This window comes from Lysinibacillus sp. 38-6, from assembly GCF_046245175.1.
Classification (GTDB): Bacteria; Bacillota; Bacilli; order Bacillales_A; family Planococcaceae; genus Lysinibacillus.
This window is the reverse complement of the sequence record NZ_CP176417.1, coordinates 1,425,791-1,452,554: the sequence shown is the minus strand read 5'-3', so window position 1 is coordinate 1,452,554 and position 26,764 is coordinate 1,425,791. Positions and strand designations below refer to the sequence as shown.

27 protein-coding genes are annotated in these 26,764 nt (G+C 39.2%); 20 read left to right on the top strand and 7 right to left on the bottom strand.

The window, feature by feature from the left end; genetic code table 11:
* Window positions 1-260 precede the first annotated feature (260 nt).
* The 5 genes from ACKVEV_RS07545 (at window position 261) to ACKVEV_RS07525 (ending at window position 5,603) form a co-directional block, all read left to right on the top strand.
* On the top strand, window positions 261-1,454 hold the full coding sequence (locus ACKVEV_RS07545) for an argininosuccinate synthase (RefSeq protein WP_409369786.1): 1,194 nt from the start codon (window positions 261-263) through the stop codon (window positions 1,452-1,454).
* Between the two features lie 79 nt (window positions 1,455-1,533).
* The gene (gene argH, locus ACKVEV_RS07540) at window positions 1,534-2,907 is read left to right on the top strand and encodes an argininosuccinate lyase (protein ID WP_409369785.1); all 1,374 of its coding nucleotides are present in this window, start codon (window positions 1,534-1,536) and stop codon (window positions 2,905-2,907) included.
* A gap of 204 nt (window positions 2,908-3,111) precedes the next feature.
* Complete coding sequence (locus ACKVEV_RS07535; protein WP_409369784.1) at window positions 3,112-3,501, top strand: carboxymuconolactone decarboxylase family protein; 390 nt, start codon at window positions 3,112-3,114, stop codon at window positions 3,499-3,501.
* 456 nt (window positions 3,502-3,957) lie between these two features.
* Window positions 3,958-5,247: an alpha/beta hydrolase gene (locus ACKVEV_RS07530; RefSeq protein WP_409369783.1), complete on the top strand. Its 1,290-nt coding sequence runs from the start codon at window positions 3,958-3,960 to the stop codon at window positions 5,245-5,247.
* A gap of 38 nt (window positions 5,248-5,285) precedes the next feature.
* Window positions 5,286-5,603, top strand: a complete 318-nt coding sequence (locus ACKVEV_RS07525) for a DUF3784 domain-containing protein (RefSeq protein ID WP_409369782.1) — start codon at window positions 5,286-5,288, stop codon at window positions 5,601-5,603.
* 87 nt (window positions 5,604-5,690) lie between these two features.
* On the opposite strand, the gene ACKVEV_RS07520 is transcribed toward ACKVEV_RS07525, so the two are convergent.
* Window positions 5,691-6,275 carry a GNAT family N-acetyltransferase gene (locus ACKVEV_RS07520; RefSeq protein ID WP_409369781.1) on the bottom strand — a complete coding sequence of 195 codons (585 nt, stop codon included), beginning with the start codon at window positions 6,273-6,275 and terminating at the stop codon, window positions 5,691-5,693.
* 192 nt (window positions 6,276-6,467) lie between these two features.
* On the opposite strand from ACKVEV_RS07520, the gene ACKVEV_RS07515 reads away from it, so the two are divergent.
* From ACKVEV_RS07515 to ACKVEV_RS07500, 4 genes are all read left to right on the top strand, one after another.
* The gene (locus ACKVEV_RS07515) at window positions 6,468-8,123 is read left to right on the top strand and encodes a diguanylate cyclase (protein WP_409369780.1); all 1,656 of its coding nucleotides are present in this window, start codon (window positions 6,468-6,470) and stop codon (window positions 8,121-8,123) included.
* 113 nt (window positions 8,124-8,236) lie between these two features.
* Entirely contained in the window at window positions 8,237-8,389 is a 153-nt protein-coding gene (locus ACKVEV_RS07510) for a YpzG family protein (protein WP_069513162.1), read from the top strand.
* A gap of 135 nt (window positions 8,390-8,524) precedes the next feature.
* Window positions 8,525-9,043 (top strand): GNAT family N-acetyltransferase, encoded by a 519-nt coding sequence (locus tag ACKVEV_RS07505; RefSeq protein ID WP_409369779.1) that lies wholly within the window; start codon window positions 8,525-8,527, stop codon window positions 9,041-9,043.
* Window positions 9,044-9,058: 15 nt separating this feature from the next.
* A complete protein-coding gene (locus tag ACKVEV_RS07500) occupies window positions 9,059-9,409 on the top strand; it encodes a cupin domain-containing protein (protein WP_409369778.1) in 351 nt (116 codons plus the stop codon).
* Between the two features lie 19 nt (window positions 9,410-9,428).
* Here the strand turns inward: ACKVEV_RS07500 and ACKVEV_RS07495 are convergent, their stop codons facing one another.
* Window positions 9,429-9,917: a GNAT family N-acetyltransferase gene (locus ACKVEV_RS07495; protein WP_409369777.1), complete on the bottom strand. Its 489-nt coding sequence runs from the start codon at window positions 9,915-9,917 to the stop codon at window positions 9,429-9,431.
* Window positions 9,918-9,987: 70 nt separating this feature from the next.
* Here ACKVEV_RS07495 and ACKVEV_RS07490 point away from each other — a divergent pair, with 70 nt between their 5' ends.
* On the top strand, window positions 9,988-10,422 hold the full coding sequence (locus tag ACKVEV_RS07490; RefSeq protein ID WP_409369776.1) for an NUDIX hydrolase: 435 nt from the start codon (window positions 9,988-9,990) through the stop codon (window positions 10,420-10,422).
* Window positions 10,423-10,493: 71 nt separating this feature from the next.
* Window positions 10,494-11,297: an alpha/beta fold hydrolase gene (locus ACKVEV_RS07485; RefSeq protein ID WP_409369775.1), complete on the top strand. Its 804-nt coding sequence runs from the start codon at window positions 10,494-10,496 to the stop codon at window positions 11,295-11,297.
* Between the two features lie 112 nt (window positions 11,298-11,409).
* On the opposite strand, the gene ACKVEV_RS07480 is transcribed toward ACKVEV_RS07485, so the two are convergent.
* The 3 genes from ACKVEV_RS07480 to mscL form a co-directional block, all read right to left on the bottom strand.
* Entirely contained in the window at window positions 11,410-12,570 is a 1,161-nt protein-coding gene (locus tag ACKVEV_RS07480; RefSeq protein WP_409369774.1) for an aminotransferase class I/II-fold pyridoxal phosphate-dependent enzyme, read from the bottom strand.
* On the bottom strand, window positions 12,554-13,687 hold the full coding sequence (locus ACKVEV_RS07475; protein WP_409369773.1) for a methionine biosynthesis PLP-dependent protein: 1,134 nt from the start codon (window positions 13,685-13,687) through the stop codon (window positions 12,554-12,556). The genes ACKVEV_RS07480 and ACKVEV_RS07475 overlap by 17 nt, the downstream gene beginning before the upstream one ends.
* A 320-nt stretch (window positions 13,688-14,007) precedes the next feature.
* Window positions 14,008-14,397: a large conductance mechanosensitive channel protein MscL gene (gene mscL / locus ACKVEV_RS07470; protein WP_409369772.1), complete on the bottom strand. Its 390-nt coding sequence runs from the start codon at window positions 14,395-14,397 to the stop codon at window positions 14,008-14,010.
* Between the two features lie 172 nt (window positions 14,398-14,569).
* On the opposite strand from mscL, the gene ACKVEV_RS07465 reads away from it, so the two are divergent.
* The 6 genes from ACKVEV_RS07465 (at window position 14,570) to ACKVEV_RS07440 (ending at window position 20,405) form a co-directional block, all read left to right on the top strand.
* Window positions 14,570-15,265 (top strand): lytic transglycosylase domain-containing protein, encoded by a 696-nt coding sequence (locus tag ACKVEV_RS07465; protein ID WP_409369771.1) that lies wholly within the window; start codon window positions 14,570-14,572, stop codon window positions 15,263-15,265.
* 304 nt (window positions 15,266-15,569) lie between these two features.
* The gene (locus ACKVEV_RS07460; RefSeq protein WP_409369770.1) at window positions 15,570-16,376 is read left to right on the top strand and encodes an ABC transporter ATP-binding protein; all 807 of its coding nucleotides are present in this window, start codon (window positions 15,570-15,572) and stop codon (window positions 16,374-16,376) included.
* A gap of 17 nt (window positions 16,377-16,393) precedes the next feature.
* Window positions 16,394-17,386, top strand: a complete 993-nt coding sequence (locus ACKVEV_RS07455) for an aliphatic sulfonate ABC transporter substrate-binding protein (RefSeq protein ID WP_409369769.1) — start codon at window positions 16,394-16,396, stop codon at window positions 17,384-17,386.
* An 18-nt stretch (window positions 17,387-17,404) separates the two neighbouring features.
* Entirely contained in the window at window positions 17,405-18,232 is an 828-nt protein-coding gene (locus ACKVEV_RS07450; RefSeq protein WP_409369768.1) for an ABC transporter permease, read from the top strand.
* A 4-nt stretch (window positions 18,233-18,236) separates the two neighbouring features.
* Entirely contained in the window at window positions 18,237-19,049 is an 813-nt protein-coding gene (locus ACKVEV_RS07445; RefSeq protein WP_409369767.1) for an ABC transporter permease, read from the top strand.
* Window positions 19,050-19,061: 12 nt separating this feature from the next.
* Complete coding sequence (locus tag ACKVEV_RS07440; RefSeq protein WP_409369766.1) at window positions 19,062-20,405, top strand: LLM class flavin-dependent oxidoreductase; 1,344 nt, start codon at window positions 19,062-19,064, stop codon at window positions 20,403-20,405.
* 49 nt (window positions 20,406-20,454) lie between these two features.
* On the opposite strand, the gene ACKVEV_RS07435 is transcribed toward ACKVEV_RS07440, so the two are convergent.
* Window positions 20,455-20,712 (bottom strand): GlsB/YeaQ/YmgE family stress response membrane protein, encoded by a 258-nt coding sequence (locus ACKVEV_RS07435; RefSeq protein WP_274793515.1) that lies wholly within the window; start codon window positions 20,710-20,712, stop codon window positions 20,455-20,457.
* Between the two features lie 102 nt (window positions 20,713-20,814).
* Window positions 20,815-21,360 carry a cysteine hydrolase family protein gene (locus ACKVEV_RS07430; RefSeq protein ID WP_409369765.1) on the bottom strand — a complete coding sequence of 182 codons (546 nt, stop codon included), beginning with the start codon at window positions 21,358-21,360 and terminating at the stop codon, window positions 20,815-20,817.
* Window positions 21,361-21,799: 439 nt separating this feature from the next.
* Here ACKVEV_RS07430 and ACKVEV_RS07425 point away from each other — a divergent pair, with 439 nt between their 5' ends.
* The 3 genes from ACKVEV_RS07425 to ilvD all read left to right on the top strand — a co-directional run bounded on the left by ACKVEV_RS07425 (window position 21,800) and on the right by ilvD (window position 26,334).
* Window positions 21,800-22,975: an amino acid deaminase/aldolase gene (locus ACKVEV_RS07425; RefSeq protein ID WP_409369764.1), complete on the top strand. Its 1,176-nt coding sequence runs from the start codon at window positions 21,800-21,802 to the stop codon at window positions 22,973-22,975.
* The gene (locus ACKVEV_RS07420; protein ID WP_409369763.1) at window positions 22,963-24,285 is read left to right on the top strand and encodes a D-arabinono-1,4-lactone oxidase; all 1,323 of its coding nucleotides are present in this window, start codon (window positions 22,963-22,965) and stop codon (window positions 24,283-24,285) included. The genes ACKVEV_RS07425 and ACKVEV_RS07420 overlap by 13 nt, the downstream gene beginning before the upstream one ends.
* 378 nt (window positions 24,286-24,663) lie before the next feature.
* On the top strand, window positions 24,664-26,334 hold the full coding sequence (gene ilvD / locus ACKVEV_RS07415; RefSeq protein WP_409369762.1) for a dihydroxy-acid dehydratase: 1,671 nt from the start codon (window positions 24,664-24,666) through the stop codon (window positions 26,332-26,334).
* The last annotated feature ends 430 nt before the right edge of the window (window positions 26,335-26,764 follow it).

Here is a 26,764-nt window from a genome sequence, read left to right as displayed (position 1 = left end):
TTTTGTTGTATAAGCTGCCGTGTTTATACGTTATTCATTCATCTAAAAAGCAATAAATTGTATTTTCGAGTGAAACGATGCAACTTCAAATAACGACCCAACCGTTGTTATAACAGACTTTTAACATTCTTCGCAAAAGTATATTTTTTTATAAAAATGCACTTGTATTTATTTTTATAACATGGTACTATTCGTGTATAAACTTTTAAGTGAGTGTATAAACATACATATCATATAGAGCAATTGGAGGCGCATTTCGTATGGCAAATAAAAAAGTAGTATTAGCATACTCTGGCGGTCTTGATACTTCAGTAGCAATTCCGTGGTTAAAAGAACAAGGTTGGGACGTTATCGCAGTATGTCTAGACGTTGGTGAAGGAAAAGATCTTGAGTTTGTCAAAAATAAAGCACTTCAAGTAGGTGCCATTGAATCATATATGGTGGATGCAAAAGATGAATTCGCTGAGCAATACGCGCTTATTTCGTTACAAGCACATACGTGGTACGAGCAAAAATATCCATTAGTATCAGCACTTTCTCGTCCGTTAATTTCAAAAAAATTAGTGGAAATCGCGAACCAAGTCGGTGCGGATGCAGTAGCTCACGGTTGCACAGGTAAAGGGAATGACCAAGTTCGTTTTGAAGTATCTATTAAAGCATTAAATCCAGATTTAGAAGTACTAGCTCCTGTACGTGAGTGGGGTTGGAGCCGTGATGAAGAAATCGAATATGCAATGCAACATAATGTACCGATCCCGGCAACATTAGATTCACCGTTCTCGATTGACCAAAACTTATGGGGTCGTGCAAATGAAGCGGGCGTTATGGAAGATCCTTGGGTATCTCCACCAGAGGAAGCTTATGGCCTAACTGTTTCTGTTGAAAACGCACCAAATGAAGCAGAATATGTAGAAATCGAATTTATTGCTGGTAAACCGGTAGCTTTAAATGGCAAAGAAATGAAGCTTGCTGATTTAATTCAAGAACTAAACGCAGTAGCAGGTGCGCACGGTGTTGGCCGTATCGACCATGTTGAAAACCGTTTAGTTGGTATTAAATCTCGTGAAGTATACGAAATTCCAGGTGCTAAAGTACTGTTAACTGCTCATAAAGAGCTTGAAGACTTAACACTTGTAAAAGAGCTAGCACACTTCAAACCAGTGATTGAGAAAAAATTATCTGAACTGATTTATGATGGTTTATGGTTCTCACCTTTACGTGATGCATTACAAGCTTTCCTTGCAGAATCACAACAATATGTCAACGGTACTGTTCGTGTGAAACTTTATAAAGGACATGCGATTGTAGAAGGACGTAAATCACCAAATTCACTATACAATGAAAAATTAGCAACTTACTCTAAAGAAGATCAATTCAACCACGCATCAGCTGTAGGCTTTATCGAACTATGGGGTCTGCCAACAGTGGTTAACTCTTCAGTTAATAAAAAATAATTATTACTTTAGGGTGTAGTGTAGCTTGGACGCTGTACTGCACCTTTTCCAAAAGAAATGTAGAAAAAGGTGAGCTGTTATGACAAAACTTTGGGGCGGACGTTTCCAAAAATCAGCAGAAGCATGGGTGGATGAATTTGGCGCATCGATCGGCTTTGACCAACAACTTGTTTTGGAAGACCTAGAAGGTAGTGTCGCACATGTCACGATGCTTGGTGCAACAGGGATTTTACCAGCAGAGGATGTAGAAGCTATTCTGGACGGTCTTGCTCAACTGCACGAAAAAGCAATTGCTGGTGAGCTTGAATTTACGGTTGCCAATGAAGATATTCATTTAAACCTTGAAAAAATGTTGATTGATTGTATCGGACCTGTTGGTGGTAAACTACATACAGGTCGTAGCCGTAATGACCAAGTCGCAACGGATATGCATATTTTCTTAAAAAAACGTGTAAAGGAAGCAATCGGTTGTATCGAGACATTCCAAAAAACGTTAGTAGAAAAAGCGGAGGAGCATATTGATACAATTGCTCCAGGCTATACGCATTTACAACGTGCACAGCCCATTTCTTTTGCGCACCATTTAATGGCCTATTTTTGGATGCTTGAGCGCGATAAACAACGTTTTACGGAATCCATTAAACGCATTGATATTTTACCACTAGGTGCTGGTGCTATGGCAGGGACAACTTTTCCGATTGATCGTCTAAAATCAGCAGAGTTACTTGGCTTTAGCGAAGTGTACGCGAATTCTATGGATGCTGTCAGTGATCGTGATTTTATCGTCGAATTTTTAAGCAATTCATCCTTATTAATGGCGCATTTATCTCGTTTTGCTGAGGAAATTATTTTATGGTCGACAGATGAATTTAAATTTATCGAATTGGATGATGCCTTCTCAACAGGTTCTTCCATTATGCCACAGAAGAAAAATCCAGATATGGCGGAGTTAATTCGCGGAAAAACAGGTCGTGTCTACGGTAACCTTATGGGCTTATTAACAGTTCTAAAAGGAACGCCGTTAACATACAACAAGGACATGCAAGAAGACAAAGAAGGAATGTTCGATACTGTGCATACCATTCTTGGTTCATTAAAAATCTTTGAAGGTATGGTACGCACGATGACAGTCAATAAGGAGCGTCTGCACAAGGCCGTTCACTCTGACTTCTCCAATGCAACCGAATTAGCAGATTATCTTGCAACAAAAGGTATGCCATTCCGTGAAGCGCATGAAGTAACAGGTAAATTAGTGTTTACATGTATTCAAAAGGGCATTTATTTATTAGATTTACCAATTGAAGACATGAAAAAAGAAAGCGAGCTAATCGAAGCGGATATTTATGATGTGTTGGCACCTGAAGCAGCTGTTCGCCGCCGACATTCCTTAGGTGGTACAGGTTTCGATCAAGTGACGATTCAAATCGACAAAGCAAAAGCTTGCTTCGTTTAATTATTATGCGTGCAAGTCCTTTGAGACATTTGCATAGATATTCATTAAAGCTGTCCAGTGAGGCACTATGAAAAACCTTAATCCTTTTTCTGTGGAGCCAGCGGGTGAAACAAAAGAAGAGCACCTTACATATGTGAAGGACAATCCCCAATTTTCGGAGACGCGAAATTGGGGTTTTTGTATAAGGCAAGGGAGGAATGATGAATGACAGATCGTTTTACAAAGGGGTTAGAAACGATAAAGCAATATGTAACAGAAGAAGAAGCAGCTCGCCTGATCGACTCCGATACACTCGCAGATATTGCACCTGATTTGCGCAAAATGATTATCGAGTTTGCCTATGGGGATGTTTATTCAAGGCCAGGTCTTGATGCGAAAAGCCGCGCACTTGTCGTGCTTACTGCTGTTGTGACACAAGGTGCTGCACCGCAAACGAAAACACATATAACACGAGGTTTGCATGCAGGACTAACACCAACAGAAGTTGTTGAAGCACTATTACAATTAGTGCCATATATCGGTTTTCCACGCGTGCAAAACGCGCTAACGGTTGCCCAGCAAGTGTTTCACGATAAACAGCTAAGTGTAAAATAAGTCGAGTTAAGAACATATAAAAAAATTTTTTAACACGCTGTATAAAATGTTTGTAGATGCGCCATACTGTTAAAGGATACACTTAATCATCGACATTGATGAGGAGGATGCAGAATGAGTACTTCAAGTTCCACACCAGTAGACAATGAATCTCAGGAAAGTCCGCCACAGCTGAATAAGGTTGATGCTTCACATATCTTAAGGGTTAGGTAATACTTTGTGTTACTGAATCTTAGGATGAAGTAGATACCGCAACTGTACAATCAAATAGAATGTATAAGTGTCCATGAGACCCAGAATTTTTCTGGGTCTTTCTTTTTATTTTCTAAATAAAGTTGATATTACAAATACACTGTTATATTATTAGTATAACAGAATAAGTTACCAATCCTTAGCGACAGTGTTAATCATTACATATTGGTGCTGATGTTTATTTGGATATAAGGAGGGACTTTCATGAAAAAGCTGATCGTATTATGTTTTGTCACATTATTATTGGTTGCTTGTTCTCAAAAGGGTGCGGCAACACAGGTGGACAAAAAGGAGGATGGACAAAGCATGAATGAACAACTAATCGGAAAATGGGCAGGCAATATTGAACTGCCAAATGGTGCGCTACCAATTATTGTGGACTTACAACAAGAGGGAGGAACGTTATCTGTTCCAGCACAAGGTTTAAGCAATTATCCGTTTAAAAGCGTAACATATGACGGTGACCAAGTACAAATTACCATTAATTTAAACGGCTCGCTTATTGCAATTAACGGTACATTAAAAGATAACCAAATTGAAGCAACGTTCACGCAAAATGGCGGTCAATTCCACTTGCTATTAAAGCCGTATACAGAACTGCCTGCAGAGCCTGTGTCGTATGAAAGCATGACAGTTCCTGTTAAAGATGGTGATTTAACAGTAGCACTGCAAAAAAGTAGTAAAGAGCCATCACCAGTCGTCCTCATTCTAGCAGGTTCTGGACCGACAGATAAGGATGGTAATTCGGCAATCGCAGGAAAAAATAATAGTTTGAAAATGCTTGCAGAAGGTTTAGCGCAAGAGGGGATTGCAAGTGTGCGTTACGATAAGCGAGGTATTGGAGATAATACGTCCTTATTGACGATAGAAGAAGATATTACGATCGATCAATATGTTGACGATGCCGTGCAAGTGCTCAATGCGCTGACAGCAAATAAAGCATTTTCAAGTGTCCATATTATTGGCCATAGTGAAGGCTCGTTAATAGGCATGTTAGCTGCTCAAAAGGCCGATGTTGATTCCTTTGTGTCGATAGCGGGTGTAGGTAGAACTGCTGATACATTGCTGCTAGAGCAACTAGCAGGACAATTAACACCAGCCCAAACAACTGAAGCAACAACGATTCTTGCAGCATTGAAAAAAGGGGAACAAGTACAAAATGTATCTGCTGAGCTACAAGCATTATTTAGACCATCTGTGCAACCTTATATGATCTCCTGGCTGAAATATAATCCAGCTACCGAGCTTCAACGAGTTAAAGGTCGCGTTTTAATACTTCAAGGAACAACGGATATCCAAGTAAATAAGACAGATGCAGAGGCGTTAAAGCATGGAAATGACAAAGCAGAGCTTATCTATTTAGAAGGCATGAATCATATTTTGAAAAACGCACCGGAGGATCGAGCACAAAATTTAGCTACCTATGCGGATCCAACATTGCCATTGCATGCAAACTTATTACCAACGATTCATCACTTTATCGTCAATGACTAGCAATAGGCTATGATAGAAAGTCAATTGGGGGAAGAACGATGATAGAAGCTATTGTACTTTTAATCATAATGATACCATTTTTAATTTTTGCTATTGTTTTATCGCAAGGTAAAGGGGCATTTTTCATAGCAGGATATAACACTATGTCCGATCGCAAAAAAGAAACTTATGATGAAACAGCACTTGCTAAATTTACAGGCAAGATTATGTATGGCTATTGTTTTTGTCTATTATTATGGGCACTGAATGGGATCTTCCAAACGAATTGGCTTTTTATCGTTGGTACCATTTTATTTGTTGGGCTTACCGTGTTTATGCTCATATATGGCAACACAAAAAATCGTTTTAAAAAATGAAGCGCTAAAAAGGCACAACGTAAGACGCTATGATCGCTCGTGCGGGATCGTCTTACGTTGTGCTTATTTAAATTTGGTCAAAGATTGTCACAACAATTTTTTCTCAAAACAAAAACATTCATGTACTCTTGCAAAGCGTTCCTTTATTTTCTCGCGCTCTTTGCCAACATAATGGGCAAATGCTTGAACGGGATACAATTCAGGTATGTCGGTTGTCACTGCAAGTTTCAGCTCTTCACTATCCATAAATACTTGTAAATAGGAATCAACGATTGAAAATTGATTGTTTATGTACCAATTGTTTACCCACTGATCGTCTCTTGTCCAAGCTTCCAAACGATTTAACTTTTTTTCTTGCGCTCTTTTTTCGGCTTCTTGTAATAATTGATGAGCTACTCCTTTACGTTGATAATCAGGATGAACCGCGATATGCCAAATCATGCCCCCTAAGCCTTCGCCTCTTGAACACACCGTATGCGGCTGCACTTCATATTCAATATCCAGTAAACCAATAACTTGTTGATCCGCTATGGCAACGAGTTCAATGGCTGGCTGCGCATAGGTCTCCTTTTTCTGAAGAACATTGTCAAAATAAGCGGTATTTAAAAAGGATAACACGCGACAACGTACCCAACCTATTTCATCTATTCCTTGATAATCTCTAATTTCCATAAGTTCCTCCAATTATATTTACCTGTATATACTAATTGTACCAAATTTTATTTAGCGAATCTTAAAATTTTATTCACTACCTATTAACTTTCTCACTGTCATAACGGTATTGTTATGGTATTTTTAATATGAAAATTAAAAAATTTCCAATTTATTGGCGATTATGGATTGTGTATTGTGGAGGGAAAGGGTTTGAAAATAGTTGATAAAGTTTTAGTGCAAAAAAATACAATTAAACATCAGCTTCGAAGAGGACATATCATGATTATTTTAATCATTAGTTTATGTATATTTATTCCTACTGTCTTTATCGAATATCGGCAAATGATTAACCATCAAAAAGAAGAAATGACGAATTACTTAGACGCTCAAAGTTATTTTTTTGAAAGCTGGTTAATGGAGCGTTCAAAGGCTATCTATACAATCGCGAATGTAGATTTTGTTCAAGGCTATCAATTTGAACAAACGCAGACTTTTTTTCAAGATTTTAAAAAACATTCCGTTTTTACTGATTTAGTGTTCGTGAACAAAGAAGGTAAGGTACAATTCGATACAGTGACAGCATATCATCAAAATGGTGTGGGCATGGATGTCAGTAATCGGGACTATTTTCAAGCAGCGAAAAATATGAACGAGCAAACCATTACAGATGTCTTAATTAGTCGAGTAACAAATGAGCCTATTATTGCATTTGCTTCTCCCATTCTTGATGCGCAACAACAGTTTAATGGTGTTATATTTGGCACTGTCAATTTTGCTACAATCGATAAGCTTCTAAACGAATCAAGAGTAGGTTTTCAAGGGCATGCTTATATTGTCAATCACGATGGCACGTTACTAACAGATTTGGATGCCAAAAAAGAACATGTAGATACCCTTTTATTTGCCCAAAATATTGATGATCGTATTTTGACGATTGCACAAGCGAATGCACTGCCATCGCCATTGAACACGTATAAAGATGCACAGGGACAATGGGTGTTGGCAAAAAGTAAGGCAATTAATCAAGGGAAATGGTACATGATTTCGGAAGTCCATCTATTGGAAGCGTATACACCTTTAATAAAAAGATTTGGGTTATTAGCCATTTGTATTTTAGTAGGTACGTTTTTAACGATACAAATTATGGTGCTGTTAACGAGAAGAATGGAGGAGCCGATTCAGCAGTTACTGCAAGGTGTTGCTAAAGTACAACAAGGTAACTACGATTATCAAATCAATGAAATTCAGTTAGCACGTTATGCCAAAGAATTTCAGGAACTGTGCTTATCTTTTAATGACATGAGCACAAAAGTGAAAGAAGACACCATCCTATTAAAGGAGCTATCGGTTACTTGTCAACTTACGAAACTATACAATCGTCGTTATTTAATCGAGCAAGGTGAACATGTTTTTCAAAATTGTAAAAATGAAAAAAATCATTGCTCTTGTATAGCGATTGATATTGATTTTTTTAAAAACATTAATGATACGTATGGGCATTTAATCGGTGATGAAGTGTTAAAACATGTTGCGTCGATCATAAAGGAATCCGTCCGAAGAAAAGATATTACAACGAGATACGGGGGAGAGGAATTTGTTATATTGTCTCCAACGACGTCAGTGGAAAGTGCTGTGAAAATTGCTGAACGAATTAGAAGAAATATTGAAGAATTTCCGTTTCAGATGGGCGAACAATTTATACATTTGACGGTAAGTGTTGGTATTGCTGAATTTGCGAACGATAACGATATTTTGAACTTTTACGATTTAATTGACAAGGCTGATCAGGCACTTTACGTTGCGAAAGATAGTGGCCGAAATAGGCTTAAAATTTATGATGGTGTCAATAATGTCGCTATCAATTAGTGTCGTAATAACCTAAGGTTTTTAACGAATCGAAAAAATGTTTAATCCTTTAAAAAATGACCATACTATCTATGATTCACTTATGAAGTCTATAATGATGAGGAGGATGTCAAATGAGTAGGCCGGAACAATTAGACCCGAAATCTCAAAAAATCCACCGTAACTGGACAAGGATTAAGCGTTCAAAATCTCAAGTAAATGGTGAAACGGAGATTACTCTCCATAACCGTATCTTGAGAAGTGAAGCGAAAGCCCGACAGTTTTAATCATGCTAGAAGCAATAAGTGTCATCAAGCCCAGAAACTTTTCTGGGCTTTTTTTGCATTTAACGATCTTGCACCAACACTTATCCAATTAATAGTTTTATAGTAAAATATAAGAAAAGCTAAATTGGAGGAAAGATGATGAGTTGTCAAATTCATATTCGTGTCGCTCGTCTTGCAGATGCCCAACAAATGCTGGCCATCCAGCAGGAAGTGATAGCAGAAGAACAGTATTTAATTTCAACTGGAACGGAATTTCAGCAAACAGTTGAAGGGCAGAAAGCATGGATTCAGAAGATACTGGCAAATGATCGTGAAACAATCCTGATTGCCGAATATAATGACGATATGGTGGGGTGGCTAGCCTTTCAATCGCCAGAACGCAAACGTTTAGCACATACAGGTAGCTTTGGGATGATGGTGTGTAAAGAATATCGGGGGCAAGGAATTGGCAAACAATTAATTGAAGCGTTATTGACATGGGCCGTAGCTAATCCACAAATTGAGAAAGTTTGCTTAGGTGTATTTTCAACGAATGTCGGCGCTATTAAGCTTTATCGAAAAATGGGATTTATCGAAGAAGGTAGAAAAATAAATGAAATCAAAGTATCTGACAACGAGTATATTGATGATGTATTAATGTATAAAATGGTTTAACAATTCATAAAAGGGGTGTTTTGCATTAAAATCTATCATTTTACAAAACATGGTGCTAAAGCGATTCATCAATATAACTCGCTACACGCATATTATTCAAAAATAATGAAAACCGTAGAGCCGACAAATATTGGTTTTATTTACATAGAAGCGGGAGGAGTTGTAGGTCTACACGAAGCACCTGTTCCGCAGTTATTTATTGTTATCGAGGGAGAAGGTTGGGTCTATGATGAAACTAGAAAGAAACATTTTGTTAAACAGGGCGATGGTGTTTTTTGGCATAAGGGACAAGCGCATGCGTCAGGAAGCGACAAAGGGTTAACAGCCCTCGTCATGCAAGCAACACAAATGGAGGTGCCTGGATAAAACGAGGGCAAAAGTGTATTTATTTTGTTAATGCAAGTGCCAAGCGTAATGTCTTTAACATATGCCCATCAAATAGATCATCAAATTCTTCAACTTGTTGGAAGCCCTTTGCCATGTAGAATTGTCTACCTATCGTATTGTCTTTCTCAACACAGACAGTTAGTGAAACGGCACCTTGCAATTTTTGTATACCATTTTCCAGTAGAGCTGAGCCAATGCCCATATGTTGATAAGCAGGATCTAGATAAATCGCGAGTAGTTCAGCTTGTCCTTCGTTTACATTGGAAAAGTTCGCAAATCCCACAATCGTTTCACCCATTTGGGCAATTAAAAATGGACTTTTTTGAAGACGTACTAGTAAACGATTTTCATTATAGGCAGCTTGCAGAAAGCGATCCTGAATTTGCTTTGGAATAATGCCTTCATAGGTCACATACCAACTTGTTTGTGCAATTTTTTGTACAAAAGAGATGTCGTCTTTATTCATTTGACGTATAATGAGTGTCAAAACTTATCACCTGCAATTTCAATTATTTCTATATATTGTAACATTTAGCGTAGTGAAAGGGGATGGTTCCATGCAAGTTTTAGAAAAAGCATTTGGGTATATTACGAGACAATATGAGGAACGACTTCAAGTACTTGTTTTTGAGCAAAATACAGTGGGAGCTGGTATACAAATTCCTAAAGGTACAGTGGAAGAGGGCGAAACACCACTTGAAGCAGTAATGCGAGAGATGGTGGAGGAAACCGGTTTAACAAATTTAATCGTCCAAGGATTAATTGCGCAAGATTATGCGGAGCATTATTCGGGAGCATTACAAAAACGCTATTTTTATCATTTAACATCCGATGACCCGCGTCAGCACTGGCAGCACAATCCAACTGGTTTAAATGAGGCGAATTTACAATTTACGTTGTATTGGATGGATGAAGAACATGCTGTTAAGCTCGCTCCTGGACATGGTGATTATTTATATCGCATTTTTTCAAGTGTCACGACTGAACGATAAGATCCCTCTTTAGTAATAGGGGGATTTTTGTGCTGTAGCCAACAGGTCACGATATCAAAAAGGAGGTAGGAATGTTGACACTCTATTATGAAGAATATGGAGACAAACAGGCACCACTAATTGTTTTTTTACATGGGGGAGGTGTCAGTGGATGGATGTGGGAACAACAGATTCCCTTTTTTGCCCAACATTATCATTGTATTGTACTTGATTTACCAGGGCACGGGAGAAGTAGTGAGGATTCCTATTTTTCAATGAAGGAAACTGCGGTGAAAATCATTGATCTTCTCGACAAGGTGGCAAACAACCGTAAAATAACAGTTATCGGTTTTTCTTTAGGTGCTCAATTAATTGTCCAAGTTGTGAGTATGAGACCTAATTTAGTAGACTCGGCAGTCATTGTCAGTGCATTAGTAAGACCAATGCCTTCAGTAGTAAAATGGATAGCGCCAGCAATAAAGCTTTCTTTTCCCCTAATTTCAAATAAAACATTTTCAAAAATCCAGGCGAGGACACTTTACATTCCACAAGAAAAGTTTACGCACTATTATGAAGAAAGTTGCCGCATGTCTCAGCAAATACTGATTAGTGTACTGAAGGAAAACATGTCATTCTCCATCCCGGAAAACTTTAAGCACGTAACAACCTCCATGCTGATTATGGTCGGGGATAAGGAAAAGGCAATGATGAAGAAATCTGCAAACGACTTAATCGATAGCAATGTGTATTGTGAGGGCATGGTCATCGCGGATATCGGTCATGGCATCCCATTAGCCAATCCTACACTGTTTAATGACATCGTCTCCGATTGGTTGAGTGCCAGGCACACAAACAATTCAGAAAAGTATGAGTGCCAGGCACATAAACAATTCTGAAATTTGCCGGTCATGGCCGCTAGCTAGAAAGCATACAAAATAAGCCGCAACAGCCTGCTCGTAAGCGGAGGGTTGCGGCAAAAGTGCCAGGCACTCAAACAATTCGCAATATTTAAGCTTTAGCTGCAATTTCTAATGCTTGGGCAAAGTCGGCAATGAGATCATCAACATGCTCCAACCCTACTGAAAAACGTAATAGTCCGTCTGTAATACCACGTTTCATACGTTCTTCAGGCTCCATCGCGGCATGACTCATTTTAGCAGGGTAGGAAAGGATGGACTCCACGCCACCAAGTGAGACAGCAAAAACAGGGATTGTCATTGCTTCCACTAATGCTTTCGCTGCTGCATAGTTCGGTAGGCGGAAGGACAATACCGCACCTGGACTTGTACTTTGACTATGATGAATGTCGTAGCCAGGATGTGAAGCAAGACCTGGATAATACACTTGTTCAACGAGCGGATTGGCATCTAAAAACTGTGCAATCTTTTGTGCTGATGCCGCTGAACGACTAAAGCGTACATCGGTAGTTTTCATATTTTGCAGTAATGTGAAGCAATCCTGTACACCTAAAATGTTGCCAAAAGAATTTTGGATAAAATAAAGGTCATTTCCTAGTTGCTCATCAGCTGTCACTGTCAGTCCTGCAATAATATCTGAGTGACCAGATAAAAATTTCGTTGCACTATGGATAACAACATCTACACCTAAGTCGAGTGGACGTTGGTGTAACGGCGTCATAAACGTATTATCCAAAAATGTGAAGCATTGATGCTGCTTAGCTAGTGCAACTACCCCGCGAATATCTGTAATGCCTAATGTTGGATTCGAAGGTGTCTCCATATAAAGTAGCTTTGTAGCAGGCGTAATTGCTGATTCAATTGCTGCTAAATCTGTAAAATCAACGAACGTATGTGTAATGCCAAAACGTGGTAAAACTTTCGAAACAAAGCGATAAGTACCACCATAGACATCTTCGGTAATGACAATATGATCCCCTTGCGATAATAACATTAATGCAGCAGAAACAGCTGCAATACCAGAAGAAAAGGCATGTGCACGAACGCCACCTTCAAGCTCTGCAACGGCTTTCTCTAAGGCATCACGTGTTGGGTTGCCAGAACGAGCATAATCGTACTCACCGAACGCATCAATGCTTTCTTGATGGAAGGTTGAAGATACGTACATTGGGACATTGACTGCACCCTTTTTATTTTCATAGCCATCACGCACGCCGGCATGAATAAGCGCTGTTTCAATATGTTGCTTCATTTTTTGCCTCTTTTCTCAGCGTATCAAACACTTGTTTTAAATCTGCAATTAAATCTTCTGCTTCTTCAATGCCGACAGAGAAGCGTAGTAAACGATCGCATACGCCACGTTCTACACGTTCCTCGTAAGGCATATCGGCATGTGTTTGTGTCGCAGGGTACGTAATAAAGCTTTCAACGCCACCAAGACTTTCAGCAAAAATAATTAACTTTAAGTTTCGTAAGAAGGGGTCAACCCATTCAGGTTTTTGCAAACGGAATGATAGCATCCCACCTTTACCTGTATAAAGAACATCTGCTACAAGCTCTTCTTCTTCTAAGTAAGCCGCGATTGCTTTGGCATTTGCATCATGCTGTTTTAAACGAAGGTGCAATGTTTTTAAGCCGCGGATTAATAGCCAACAATCCATTGGACCGAGCACCATCCCACTACCATTATGAATAAAGCCAAGACGTTCAGATAGCTCAGCCCCTTTTGTGACAACAAGACCAGCTAACACATCATTATGGCCGCCAATATACTTTGTCGCAGAATGCAGGACAATATCGGCACCTAATTCAATTGGTCGTTGGAAATAAGGCGTGTAAAATGTATTATCAACAATTAACAATGCACCGTGTTTATGTGCAAGTTCCGCATACACTTGAAGATCGAATTCCTGCATAAGTGGGTTTGTCGGTGTTTCAATAAAGATAGCACGCGTATTGTCATTGATTAACGCTGCTACTTGCTCAACGGATGCAAATTTTGAATAAATGGGTTTAATATTGTATGTTTCACTGAAAAAGCTGAAAAGTCGGTATGTACCACCGTATAAATCGTCTGGTACGATTAATTCATCACCAGGCTTAAACAGTGACATTACAAGTTGGATAGCAGCCATTCCTGAACTACAGGCAAAGCCAGCGTCGCCACCTTCTAAATCAGCAATACCTGCTTCTAAAATCGTACGCGTTGGATTTTTTGTACGTGTATAATCAAAACCTGTTGATTCACCAATACCTGCATGTTTATAAGCAGTCGATAAATGAATTGGGGGACTGACAGCGCCAGTTTGAGGGTCACTTAAGTTTCCAAGTTGTACAAGCTTTGTTTCAATACTTCTGTTATTTGTCATGTCATCACTCTTTTCTTCGTCATTGATATTGATATAGAAAGAGCCTATTGGAGACTCTATTTCTTAATAGAATAAATGAATAAAGGTCCTAGTAGCCCAAAAAAAGCAGAGCTTATGTCATTTAATACCTTCTATTTTCTCTATAATTGTTACCAATTTAACATGGATAGTACAGAAGGACAAGATGATTTCAGAAAATTACATAGATTATTGAAATTAAATCATGTAGGAATAGTAGGGGATTAATTTAGAATGGCTAGAACCGCATAAAAAAGACTACAGAATATTCGCATGGAACGAATGCTCTATAGCCTTGACAATTATGCTTGTTGTTTTTTTAATAAATCTCGAATTTCTTTTAACAGTTCCTCTTTTGCATCAAGCTCTGGTGTAGGCTCTTCTACAACCGCTTCTTCTTTTTTTCTCGTAAATTTTGTCATCAGACGCAATGCTAAAAAAATGGCAAAGGCGATAATTAAAAAGTCAATAATGGACTGTAAAAATATACCTAACTTCACTTGTGCTTTCCCAGCACCGAACATAAAGCTCTCTGTTAAATCAATGCCTCCTGTTAAAACACCAACTAAAGGCATAATAATATTTTCTACTAAGGAGGTAACAATTTTACCGAAAGCACCGCCAATTACAACGGCAATCGCTAAATCAATTATGTTGCCTTTCATAGCAAATTCCTTAAAGTCTTTCCACATAACTCGAATCCTCCTATAATTATCCAATAAAACAATCAAATAGTATTCTACTATATTTCCCGCGTTGTATTCAACTATATTCGTAGTGAAAAGGCAAATAGAAAAAAATATACAACATAAAACGGTAAATTTGGTAATATGGAAATAGACAAAGAATGATTAGGTGTGACTTATGGCGAAAAAACAAAAAAAACCGTTGCTATCACCCGCAGTGAAGATGGGGATGATTGCATTATTAATACCCGTAGCGATTACTGTGTATGTTCTCGCCTTTTTTGCGTGGAAGGAGCTTCAAACATTGCCGCTATTTGAAAAACTGGCACAGCAAAAGGCAATTGAAGAAATTCAGCAAAATTTTGATATGAACATTCCGGAGCAGTATATCCCCGTATACATAGCCGCTGAAGAAAAATATGGTGTGCCTTGGACATTGTTAGCGGCCCATCATCGCATTGAGACGCGCTTCTCCTCTATGAAATCGCTCGTATCACCGGCGGGCGCCATCGGACATATGCAATTTATGCCTTGCACGTTTGTAGGCTGGAAGCATCCAACTTGCTCAGGATTAGGCAAGGGGAATATTCCAGATGCAGAGCTTATGAATCCGGCGATTATTAAAAAATATGGTGGCTATGGCGTGGATGCCAATGGCGATGGAGTAGCTGATCCATACGATATTGAAGATGCTGTCTTTAGCGCAGCAAATTATTTATCAAGGTATGGTGCAGCAAAAGGCGATGTCAAACGAGCGGTATTTAATTATAACCATAGCGAAGAATACGTTAATAATGTGCTACATTATTATAAGCTATATGATGATTATCATGATGAATTAAAAACGGCAGTGCTCTTGAATGTAAAAAAATAATAAAAGTGAAACGCTGCACGGGTAGTTGCACGCCCATAGTAGACGTCTAGTGTTCGATTGACAGTTGCCAATCGAACACTTTTTTGTATTTTAGCAGGGGAGGTGAACAGTGAATAAAAAAACTATTGACATTTTTCAAAATAATTAATATCATCTTTATAAGTTTACTTGGTTTTTTAACAAAAACTGTTTTATTGTTAATTCCTAGTAAATTAATAAACTAAATAATAATAGAACTTTTCGTTACGAAAAGCTGACTAGTAAAAACTAGAGGCCCTTAAGTATTTATTTACTTAAGGGTTTTATGTTGTTCAACAGTAAAGGAGGAAGGAAAGTGAGTGAACGAGCACTCGTCATTGAGCGGTTAAATAAAATATTTACAACGCAAAATGAGCACATTGTGGCATTACGAGATGTCGACTTGCATGTGAAACAAGGAGAATTTATGACAGTCATAGGGCCAAGTGGATGTGGAAAAAGTACACTGCTAAAAATTGTAGCAGGGCTTGATGTTGACTATGTCGGTAAAGTGGAGCTAAATGGCCAACCAATTACAGGACCTAGTTTAGAGAAAGGCTTTATTTTTCAAGAACCGCGCTTATTCCCTTGGTTAACAGTTGAAAAAAATATTGCGGGTGATCAATCATGGAAGGACCCGAAAGTGCGTGAAAACGTTCATGCACTAATTCAGTTAGTAAAGCTTGAAGGATTTGAAAAAGCTTATCCTAAAGAGCTTTCAGGGGGCATGGCACAGCGTGTCTCAATTGCACGGGCATTACTACGAAACCCTGCTATTTTACTACTAGATGAACCTTTTGGTGCATTGGATGCTTTTACACGATCTCATATGCAAGAAGTATTATTAAATATTTGGGAAACAAACAAGACGACGATGATTTTTGTGACACATGATTTAGACGAAGCGGTCTTTTTAGGCCAACGAGTAGTCGTGATGAATCCAAGACCTGGTCATATTAAAGCTGTCTTACCGATTGACTTAACTTTTCCACGCAAGCGCACATCCCTAGGCTTTCAGGAGATGCGTCGGGCGGTGTTAAATGAATTTGAAAAAGTGGAAGAACAATCGTACACGGTAGGCGCTGGAATTTAAAAGGGGATGAAATGAAGATGACAAAACAATGGAAAGTGTTTGCCTTATTACTAACGCTAGTTGTTTTTCTAATTGGCTGTGCAAAACATGAGTCAACTGCGAAAGAGTCGACAAATAGCAAAGAAATCGTTGTTAAAATTGGCGTTCAAGGAAGTGGTGGTCTATTTGGTAAAGCACAAGAAGAAAAGTTATTTGAAAAGGCATTTGCACCATACGGCGCTACAGTTGAATGGGTGGAGTTTCAAAGTGGACCGCCGATGACAGAGGCCATTGCATCCAATAAATTGGACTTTGCAGGGCTCGGGAATATGCCCATTATTGCAGCCCAAGCAGCAGGCATTCCCTTTACCGTTATCTCACAAGTGCTAGAAGGTAAGAAAAATGTAGGTGTAGTCGTAAATTCTCCAAGCGGCATCACAAGCTTGCGCGATTTAATTGGCAAAAAGGTGGCTGTTGGCAAAGGAACGAACGCCTATGACTTTTTATTACGAGGACTTAAGAAAGAGGGACTGAATCCAGAAAAACTAGAAATCATTAATTTAAATCCAGATGAAGCACAGGCAGCTTTTGATGCTGGTAGTGTCGATGCATGGGCAGTTTGGGAACCGTACTTAACAATCAATACGTTGTCAGGAAAAGGCACAATCATTGCAGATGGTGAGAAGCTCGATATTTTGTCGCCATCTTATCAAATTGTCCGTAGTGCTTTTGCAGAGCAACACGCGGATTTAGTAGTGGCCTATTTAAAGACATATGATGAGCTGTTGCAATGGGAGTTGGAAAATGAAGAACAGGCAGTAAATCGTTATGCGAAAGAACGCAATTTGCCCGTTGCATTAATGGAAGAGACGCGAAAACGTGCACGTGGCATAAGTATTCCAGTAAGTGATGAAGTCATAGCAGAACATCAAAGAACTGCAGATTTCCAATATGAAATAGGCACCATTCGAAAAAAAATTAAGGTCAGTGATGTATTTGATAATCAATATATTGAAGAAGCTTTGCAGTAATGGATAGGAGTTGACTAGATGGAAGCGACCATAGAGAAAAGTGTCCAAGAATCACAAAAGAAACAACGACTAACTTCGCGCGTACAGTTTCGCAAGCTAGTATTAGGCTCAATTTTACCACTTGGATTAGTCATTATTTGGGAAATTGCTGGGCGAAATGCGTACGTAAATCCATTGCTATTATCGATGCCGTCTGACATTTTGCGTGAGTTTATCTATTTAGTGCAACATGGGCACTTATTAGAACATTTGCAAATATCAACTTGGCGTGCATTAAGTGGATTTCTGATAGGGGGAGGGCTAGGATTGCTAGCTGGCATTTTGGTAGGCTTCTCCTATTTGTCTGAAAGGCTCCTTAACCCATCTATCCAGATGCTAAGAATGTTACCACATTTAGCGATTGCTCCATTATTTATTTTATGGTTTGGCTTTGGGGAAACATCCAAGCTGTTGTTAATCGCAAAAGGTTCGTTTTTCCCACTTTACGTGAATACATTTCTAGGTATACGTTCGATGGACCGAAAATTAGTTGAAGTGGCCACTATACTGCAATTTAATAAATGGCACTTCTTGACAAAAGTCATTATTCCATCAGCACTGCCGAACATTTTATTAGGCATTCGGTTATCACTAGGCATTGCGTGGCTCGGATTAGTTGTTGCCGAGATGATGGGCTCGACGTCCGGTATCGGGTTCCTTATTAATGATGCTCGTGCAATGGCTATGATACCAACTGTTTTCGTAGGGATCATAATATTTGCGGCACTCGGTAAAATATCGGATTCAGTGGTTTTATGGATAGAACGCAAATGTTTACGATGGCAGCAAACATTTAAAGGAGGTTGAATGGATGGCTGTTATAAATAATGAGCCAATCGCTAGACGACGACAAAAACGTTCCTTCCACTGGATGGCTATCATGGTACCGTGGATTGTGCCAATGATAGTTCTACTTCTATGGCAAGCCATCGGCAGTTTAGGTTTTGTAAAGGAACAGATTTTGCCTACGCCACTTAAAATTGCAACAACTTTTGCAACGTTACTTGGCAATGGAGAGCTTCTATATCACTTCGCTGTCAGTGGGCAACGTGTGTTCATTGGATTTATGGTTGGGGCAGGAACAGGCATTATACTTGGTGTTTTAACAGGTTTTAGCCGACTCGCACAAGAAGTCATTGACCCGAGTTTGCAAATGCTTCGAACAGTCCCGTTACTTGCGTTAATTCCATTATTTATATTGTGGTTTGGTTTAGGGGAATTTGGCAAAGTACTAATGATTGCACTTGGCGCATTTTTCCCAGTGTATGTGAACTTCTTTTTAGGAATCCGTTTAGTCGATCAAAAGCTAATGGAAGTGGCAAAAATATTGCACTTTTCGTTTTGGCAAACAATAACGAAAGTGATGCTGCCATCAGCACTTCCTAATATTTTACTAGGATTACGTTTAGCCCTAGGTACTTCCTGGCTAGTGCTGGTAGTGAGCGAAATGATGGGAACAAGCGCAGGGCTTGGCTATATGATTCAAGATGCCCGCGCATATGCGCAAACGGATATTGTGTTCGTTGGCCTGATGATGTTTGCATTGTTAGGGAAATGTTCAGATTCAATCGTCTATGCGATTGAACGTAAAAGTTTAAAATGGCGAGATACTTTTAAAGGATAAGAGGGATAAATTATGGTAAAAAGAGCAGGACAATTACGATTAGGGGCATTTATTTACTACAGCGGTCATCATAGCGCAAGTTGGCGACATCCAGAAGCTCGTAGCAACGAAATATTTTCAGTCGATTTATATAAAGAGTTAGCACAGACAGCAGAACGTGGAAAATTCGATATGATGTTTTTAGCGGACTTATTATACGCAATCAATGTTGAAAAGGCGGCTTCAGGTATGCTTGATCCAGTGACGTTATTATCTGCCATTTCAACTTCAACAACAAAATTAGGGCTCACAGCTACTGTTTCTACGACATATAATCAGCCTTATAATGTAGCACGTCGTTATGCGACATTAGACCATATAAGCAAAGGGCGAGCTGCTTGGAATATTGTCACATCTCAACTGGACATTGAGGCACATAATTACGGAAAAGAGAAGCATCCTGAACATGGACTACGTTATGAAATGGCTGAAGAATTTGTAGACCTAGTGACAGCATTATGGGATAGCTGGGATGATGATGCCATTGCATTAGACAAAGAAAAGGGCATATTTGCACATGCGCAAAAAGTAAAAGAAATAAACTATCAAGGTCGCTGGTACAGCTCAAAAGGGCCGTTAAATGTGCCTCGTCCTCCGCAAGGTTATCCCGTCCTTGTTGTGGCAGGTTCTTCAGAGGCGGGCAAGGATTTTGCGGCGAAAACAGGCGAAGTGGTCTTTACTGCACAGCAGTCTCTAGAATCGGCACAACAGTTTTATCGCAGTATACATGAAAAATTAGCGGCACAAGGGCGCCATGAAAACAGCATAAAAATTATGCCTGGAATTTCGCCAATCGTGGCAAAAACGGAAGAAGAGGCTTGGGCAAAGCATGCGCAATTGCAAAATCTGATTACCGAACAAGATGCGGTAACGGCTGTTGCAGGCTTTATTGGCTTTGACTTATCTAGCTATGATCCACATGGACCATTACCAGAAAACTTGCCCGATGTAGCGGCAACATCAAATGGCATGAAAAGTCGCGTGCAATTATTGATGGATACAGCTAGGACGGAGAACTTATCCATTGTGGAGCTAGGTCGTAAAATGTTGGGAGCACGTGGCCATTTACAATTTGTCGGCACACCTGAGCAGTTAGCGGATTTACTAGAACTTTGGTTTAATGAGTACGCTTGCGATGGCTTTAATATTATGCCACCAGTGCTACCAGTTGGTTTGGATGATTTTGTAGATTTAGTCATTCCTATACTTCAGGAAAGAGGGCTGTTTCGTAAGGAATATGAAGGTAACACGTTGCGAGAGCATCTTGGTTTAGAACGACCAGCGTATCATCATTTTAAAAAATTACAGTCTATTTAACGAAAAGGACAAAAAGAGCCATCATTGTAGATGGCTCTTTTATACATAATTAAGTTGCTTTACGCATACCTTTTAAAATAAGACTCACAATGAAGATAAGTACGATTGCTCCTATTAATGCTGGGAATACGTAGAAATCACTAACTTTCCAACCCCAGTTTCCTAAAACCATACTACCTATCCAAGAACCGACAATCCCGGCAATAATATTACCAATAATACCTCCCGGAACATCTTTTCCTAAAATGACGCCAGCTAACCAACCTAAAATTCCTCCGATGATTAAATACCAAATGAAACTGATCATAATTTTATTCATCTCCTCAAAGTTAAGATATAATGGCATTACTTAGTTATATCCTTTTTGGAGATTATTAAACCTAATTCGTTCTTTTTTACCGTTGCTTTGTTATTTCACTACTTTGGCACCTAACGTATGTTCAAAATGTCGTAAAGCCCATTGATGACCTGCTGCGTCAAAACTCGCCACAGCATTTGCATAAATCACAGTGGATATGCCCAAATTATAAGCATCTACAGCGGTATGCAAAATGCAAATATCTGTGCAAACACCAACTAAATGAATTTCTTCGATGCCACGTTCTTTAAGTAAGATGGCTAAATTTGTACCTGCAAAGGCGCTATAGCGTGTTTTATCCAGCCAAATTACTTCTTCCTTATGCATATTATAAACTTTCCCAACATGACCGTATAAATGACGACCCGTTGTGCCCCGAATATTATGAGGCGGAAAAAGCTTTGTTTCTGGATGAAACGGATCGTTTTCTTCATGTAAGTCGTTAGCAAAAATGACTACCTGTTGTTCAGCAATAAATTGCTCAATGAAAGTGCTAATAGGTGCGTCGAGTAATTGGCCTGGTTCCCCGCACGTTAGTTTACCGTCTGAAGCGACAAAATCATTTGTATAATCAATTACAAGTAATGCTTTTTTCAATTGAATCTCCACTCCTTTTGCAATCATTATGCTCTTTATGATGCCATATTTGGTTTTGGTTGTCAGAAAAATAGTCATATTTTAATATTAAGAATAGTTTGAAAAATGACGGAAGTGAGCGTATAATGTGAAAAAAAGAAGAGGTGATAGTTTATGAATATGACTGTTATGAAACGTTTAGATCGCCAAGGATTTCTTATCGCAGCGCTACATTTAGTAGTGGTAATAAATTTAGCGATGGAATTTGTATATGCATCTTAAACTCTTAAAAATACAATAGAAAGGTGAGTATAATGCTTGACCTATCCTAAAACAACCGTGAAGGCAATTTCGTCGTAGTCCACGGTTGTTTTTTGTTGTCTATAAATAAAATGTTGCTCTCATGAAGAGGAAGTTTTTTAAAATAATCAAATATATACATTAGATGAGGGGGGATTTGATGACGACAAGATTTCAACAAGCATTTAATAGATTAGAGCGTCCATTTGCCTGGCTTGACCTAGACGCACTCGATCACAATATTAGCAAGGTTCAGCAGGCATGTGCACCGAAAAAAATCCGCATTGCGACAAAATCGATCCGTTCAGTGGAGGTCCTGCATTATCTGCAGCAAAAACTCTCGAATATAGCAGGCTATATGACATTTACTGCTGCCGAAACACTATTTTTACTGGAACAGCAATTTGATGATGTGCTCATTGGTTATCCCATTATGGAAGAAATTGCAGTTCGCCAACTTTTACAGTTTGTCAAAGATGGACGAACGATTACATTTATGGTTGATTGCCATGAACATATAGCATTTTTAGAGAAATTAGGTGCTGAGCTTGAGGTGAAGGTATCGATCTGTATTGATATTAATGTGTCGACCGATTTTAAAGTGCTCTATTTTGGTACGAAGCGTTCATCACTGCATTCCCTCGAGTTGATAACACCACTTTTATACTATATTAAAGAACAATCGCATATAGAGGTTGTAGGCGTGATGGGTTATGAAGCGCAAATAGCGGGTGTTGGCAATCGACCAGCAAGCGCTCTAAAAGGGAAATTAATTGATGTCATGCAAACACAAGCCAAAAAACAAGTAACGCAGTTTCGTAGATTAGCGATTGCGCATATTAAAGCCTATTTTCCACATGTGCGCTTTGTCAATGGGGGTGGCACTGGCAGCATGACGTATACGGCTGAGCAGAAAGAAGTGACTGAAATCACAGTTGGTTCCGCCTTTTATGCACCAGCGCTTTTTGATCAGTTTGCACATTTGCAACTTGCTAAAGCAACGGGTTTTGCCCTGCGTGTTACACGCAAACCGGCACCTCAAATTGTTGTTTGTCATGGTGGGGGCTATCCGGCTTCTGGAGCAATCGCAACAGATCGTTATCCAGCTTTTTATGAGCCCGCTTATTTTGCATTTCTCGGCTTAGAAGGGGCAGGAGAAGTGCAGACACCAATTAAAGTGAAAGGAAAAACGATAGCCATAGGTGACACCATTTATTTTCGTCATGCAAAAGCAGGGGAGCTCTGCGAAAGATTTCCAGCACTACATGTCATTAGAGGAGACCAATATGGAGGTAGTTTGACAACCTATAGGGGGGACGGCCAATGTTTTCTATAGAGAAGTGGAAAAGTGGAGGCAAATGGACAAATTGGGCGGGCAATATCATTTCCTATCCAAGTGAAATGTATGTACCTCGTTCAATCGAAGAAGTGATAAGCGTCGTGCAGCATGCGCGAGAAACAAAGAAAACCATTCGAGTAACAGGTGCAGCCCATTCGTTTAGTGCGGTTGCTATGCCTGAGCATATTGCACTGTCATTACATAATATGCGTGGGCTTATTTCGATGGATGCAGAAAAACAAGAGGCGACATTTTGGGCAGGCACTTATTTATACGAAATTGGCCCACAGCTTGCCAAATATGGTTTTGCTCTGATCAATATGGGCGATATTCAAGAACAAACCATTGCGGGTGCAGTATCCACTGGGACACATGGAACAGGTGTAACATTAGGTTCGTTATCGTCAGCGGTAACACGCTGGTGCTTTGTCGATGGCAATGGTCTATACAATGAACATACAAGAGGTACAGATGAATTATCCGAAACACTCCATGTGTCACTCGGCATGCTCGGCGTACTTGTCAAAGTGACAATTAAAGTGATAGCGCTTTATAGCCTCCACTATATTGGGACAAGGGATACGTTAACAAATGGGCTAGCGACTTTTGCTCAAGATATCCGACAGCATCGGCATGTAGAATGGTTCTACTTTCCAGGTAGCGAGACAATCCAAATTAAACGGATGAATGCGATGGCTCCTATGTATCAAAGTCAATGGAGCAAATATGTGGAAAACATAAAACTTCAAATAGTAGAAAATGGTGCGTTTTTTGCCATGTCTGAACTATGCAAATGGCAGCCATCTTTCAGTGGTGCTATAAGTAAATTAGCTGCAGCAAATGTCGTGGAAGCTGAGAAAATGGGCATAAGCTATGAAATATTTCCGTCTCCTCGTAGTGTGAAATTCCAAGAAAGTGAGTATGCGATCGCATTACCGCAATTTGAAGCATGTATGGAAGAAATTCATGCAACGTTTAAAAAAGGGCATTTGCATGTGCATTTTCCTTTAGAATGTCGAACGACTGCAGGTGAAGCCGGTTATTTAAGTCCAACACAGGGGAAGGAATCCGCATTTATTGCCTTTCATATGTATAAAGGAATGGCGGAGGAGCCTTATTTTACATGGGTTCATACGTTAATGCAAAAATATCAGGGACGACCACATTGGGGCAAACAAAGCCATTTAACTGCGTCCCATGTACATGCCTTGTATCCACATGTTGAGAAGTTTTTAGCGATTCGAGCACAGTATGATCCAGACAACGTATTTTTTACACACTATTTAAAGCAATTATTTATCGGGTGAAATTTCGTCATACTCGTTTATTTACGCTGTAAATGGTTTGGAAAAGAATAATCGATTTTACAATTAATTCATACTAAATATTTTATATAATAAAAAAATTTAAATTTGAACGAATTGTCAAAATTTAATCAATTCGAGATAAAAGTGATGCTGAATCAGCATGAAAACGATTTCAATTTTTGCAGAGTATTTGAATTGTTTAAACAATTCAAAAAATACTGTTGACTTAGCCTAGTTATTCGTACTATGATAACAACAATTTAATACGTTCGTTCCACAAGTAGCTGCCAACAAAGGCAATAAGCTAGCTTAAAACAAAATAGACAGAACATTTTGTATATTAGCAACGAACAGAGCAATAAATGAGGGGCGTTTAATATGAGAAGTGACATGATTAAAGTCGGCGTAGATCGTGCGCCGCATCGAAGTCTTTTATATGCAACAGGCAAAGTAAAAGCTAAGGATTTAGGGAAACCATTTATTGGGGTTTGTAACTCTTATATTGACATTATTCCAGGTCATGTTCATTTACGTACTTTTGCTGATGTAGTGAAAGAAGCCATTATTGAAGCGGGTGGTATTCCATTCGAATTCAATACAATTGGTGTTGATGATGGGATTGCAATGGGACATATTGGTATGCGTTACTCCTTACCAAGCCGTGAAATTATAGCAGATTCAGCAGAAACGGTTATTAATGCACACTGGTTTGATGGCGTATTTTACATTCCCAACTGTGACAAAATTACACCAGGAATGTTAATGGCAGCCGTTCGTACCAATGTACCGTCGATTTTTGTATCCGGTGGTCCAATGGAGGCGGGGACATCTGCTACAGGTAAACAGCTTTCTTTAACTTCAGTATTTGAAGGTGTAGGAGCTCATAAATCAGGTAACATGTCAGCTGAAGAGCTGTTAGATATTGAAAATAACGCATGTCCAACATGTGGCTCATGTTCAGGGATGTTCACAGCGAACTCTATGAACTGCTTAATGGAAATGCTAGGCGTAGCACTTCCAGGCAATGGTACAATTGTTGCCACTTCTGAAGAACGTCATAAACTGATTAAAGAAGCCGCTAAACAATTAGTGCGAATGATTAAAGAAGACGTTAAGCCACGTGACATTATTACAAAAGAAGCAATTGACGATGCATTTGCACTCGATATGGCAATGGGTGGTTCCACAAATACGGTTCTACATACATTAGCGATCGCAAATGAAGCTGAAATCGACTATAACATTAAAGATATTAATAAAGTTGCAGAGCGAGTACCATATTTAGCGAAAATTATGCCAGCTTCAGATATTTCAATGGATGATATTAATAAAGCAGGTGGTGTCAGTGCCATCATTAATGAATTAACATCGATTCCAGGTGCCATTCATCCTAATCGTCCGACAGTTGCAGGTGTGACAATGGGCGAGCTAGTAAAAGATTATCAGATTACGAATGATCAAGTTATTCGTACGAAAGACAATCCGTATAGCCCAGTTGGTGGTTTATCCGTATTATTCGGCAATATTGCACCAGATGGTTCCGTTATAAAGGTTGGTGCTGTAGATCCTTCTATTAAAGTATTTACAGGGGAAGCGATTGTTTTTGAATCACAAGAAGCAGCGCAAGAAAATATCGATAACGGTACGGTTAAGGAAGGCCATGTTGTCGTCATTCGTTATGAAGGACCAAAAGGTGGCCCAGGGATGCCTGAAATGTTAGCACCAACATCCGCTATTCAAGGTCGAGGTCTTGGAACGAAAGTGGCGTTAATTACAGATGGACGATTCTCCGGTGCATCTCGCGGTATTTCAATCGGGCATATTTCGCCAGAAGCAGCAGAGGGCGGTCCAATCGCTTTAGTTGAAAATGGTGACATTATTACGATTGATTTGCCTAATCGTACGATTAATTTAGAAGTTTCCGATGAAGTGTTAGCACAACGTCGCGCGAAACTGCCAGTGTTTGAACCGAAAATTAAACGGGGCTGGTTAGCAAGGTATTCAAAATTAGTTACAAGCGCCTCAACAGGTGGCGTTATGAAAATCTAGGTTAAAAATAAGATAAAACGTTGATGAGGTTAAAGGTTCTAGAGCCTTGTATCTACCAGAGAGCCGGTCGTGCTGGAAGCCGGCGATACAACTAGATCCGACATCCCCTCGGAGTGAACTATTAAACGCTTAAATGCCATTAGATAGTTCCGGGCATATTCGAAGTGCTCGTTATTAATGAATAAATGATTTATGACGCCGTATTGGATGCGAATTTTCTTGCATTGGTTCATAAATGCTTTCATTTATTCGCGAGGTAGCAATTTTATTGCTATAAACAAGGGTGGTACCATGAAAAGTCTTTTTCATCCCTACGCAAGGTAGTTCTTTGCGTTCGGAGAAAAGGGCTTTTTATTATTTTTTAGAGCAGTAGTTTACTATTTACCGTTTTCCGGCATTCATCTTTTAACCTTTTCAACTTTAAATCATT

Bases quoted from the DNA above. Each gene is read 5' to 3' on its own strand.
- ACKVEV_RS07450 (WP_409369768.1), top strand. From the start codon at position 17,405: ATGGAAGCGACCATAGAGAAAAGTGTCCAAGAATCACAAAAGAAACAA.
- ACKVEV_RS07530 (WP_409369783.1), top strand. From the start codon at position 3,958: ATGAAAAAGCTGATCGTATTATGTTTTGTCACATTATTATTGGTTGCT.
- ACKVEV_RS07435 (WP_274793515.1), bottom strand. From the start codon at position 20,712: ATGATCAGTTTCATTTGGTATTTAATCATCGGAGGAATTTTAGGTTGG.
- ACKVEV_RS07525 (WP_409369782.1), top strand. From the start codon at position 5,286: ATGATAGAAGCTATTGTACTTTTAATCATAATGATACCATTTTTAATT.
- mscL (WP_409369772.1), bottom strand. From the start codon at position 14,397: ATGTGGAAAGACTTTAAGGAATTTGCTATGAAAGGCAACATAATTGAT.
- ACKVEV_RS07420 (WP_409369763.1), top strand. From the start codon at position 22,963: ATGTTTTCTATAGAGAAGTGGAAAAGTGGAGGCAAATGGACAAATTGG.
- ACKVEV_RS07545 (WP_409369786.1), top strand. From the start codon at position 261: ATGGCAAATAAAAAAGTAGTATTAGCATACTCTGGCGGTCTTGATACT.
- ACKVEV_RS07425 (WP_409369764.1), top strand. From the start codon at position 21,800: ATGACGACAAGATTTCAACAAGCATTTAATAGATTAGAGCGTCCATTT.
- ACKVEV_RS07520 (WP_409369781.1), bottom strand. From the start codon at position 6,275: ATGGAAATTAGAGATTATCAAGGAATAGATGAAATAGGTTGGGTACGT.
- ACKVEV_RS07490 (WP_409369776.1), top strand. From the start codon at position 9,988: ATGCAAGTTTTAGAAAAAGCATTTGGGTATATTACGAGACAATATGAG.
- argH (WP_409369785.1), top strand. From the start codon at position 1,534: ATGACAAAACTTTGGGGCGGACGTTTCCAAAAATCAGCAGAAGCATGG.
- ACKVEV_RS07480 (WP_409369774.1), bottom strand. From the start codon at position 12,570: ATGAAGCAACATATTGAAACAGCGCTTATTCATGCCGGCGTGCGTGAT.
- ACKVEV_RS07505 (WP_409369779.1), top strand. From the start codon at position 8,525: ATGATGAGTTGTCAAATTCATATTCGTGTCGCTCGTCTTGCAGATGCC.
- ACKVEV_RS07465 (WP_409369771.1), top strand. From the start codon at position 14,570: ATGGCGAAAAAACAAAAAAAACCGTTGCTATCACCCGCAGTGAAGATG.
- ACKVEV_RS07440 (WP_409369766.1), top strand. From the start codon at position 19,062: ATGGTAAAAAGAGCAGGACAATTACGATTAGGGGCATTTATTTACTAC.
- ACKVEV_RS07535 (WP_409369784.1), top strand. From the start codon at position 3,112: ATGACAGATCGTTTTACAAAGGGGTTAGAAACGATAAAGCAATATGTA.
- ACKVEV_RS07475 (WP_409369773.1), bottom strand. From the start codon at position 13,687: ATGACAAATAACAGAAGTATTGAAACAAAGCTTGTACAACTTGGAAAC.
- ilvD (WP_409369762.1), top strand. From the start codon at position 24,664: ATGAGAAGTGACATGATTAAAGTCGGCGTAGATCGTGCGCCGCATCGA.
- ACKVEV_RS07485 (WP_409369775.1), top strand. From the start codon at position 10,494: ATGTTGACACTCTATTATGAAGAATATGGAGACAAACAGGCACCACTA.
- ACKVEV_RS07445 (WP_409369767.1), top strand. From the start codon at position 18,237: ATGGCTGTTATAAATAATGAGCCAATCGCTAGACGACGACAAAAACGT.
- ACKVEV_RS07455 (WP_409369769.1), top strand. From the start codon at position 16,394: ATGACAAAACAATGGAAAGTGTTTGCCTTATTACTAACGCTAGTTGTT.
- ACKVEV_RS07510 (WP_069513162.1), top strand. From the start codon at position 8,237: ATGAGTAGGCCGGAACAATTAGACCCGAAATCTCAAAAAATCCACCGT.
- ACKVEV_RS07460 (WP_409369770.1), top strand. From the start codon at position 15,570: ATGTTGTTCAACAGTAAAGGAGGAAGGAAAGTGAGTGAACGAGCACTC.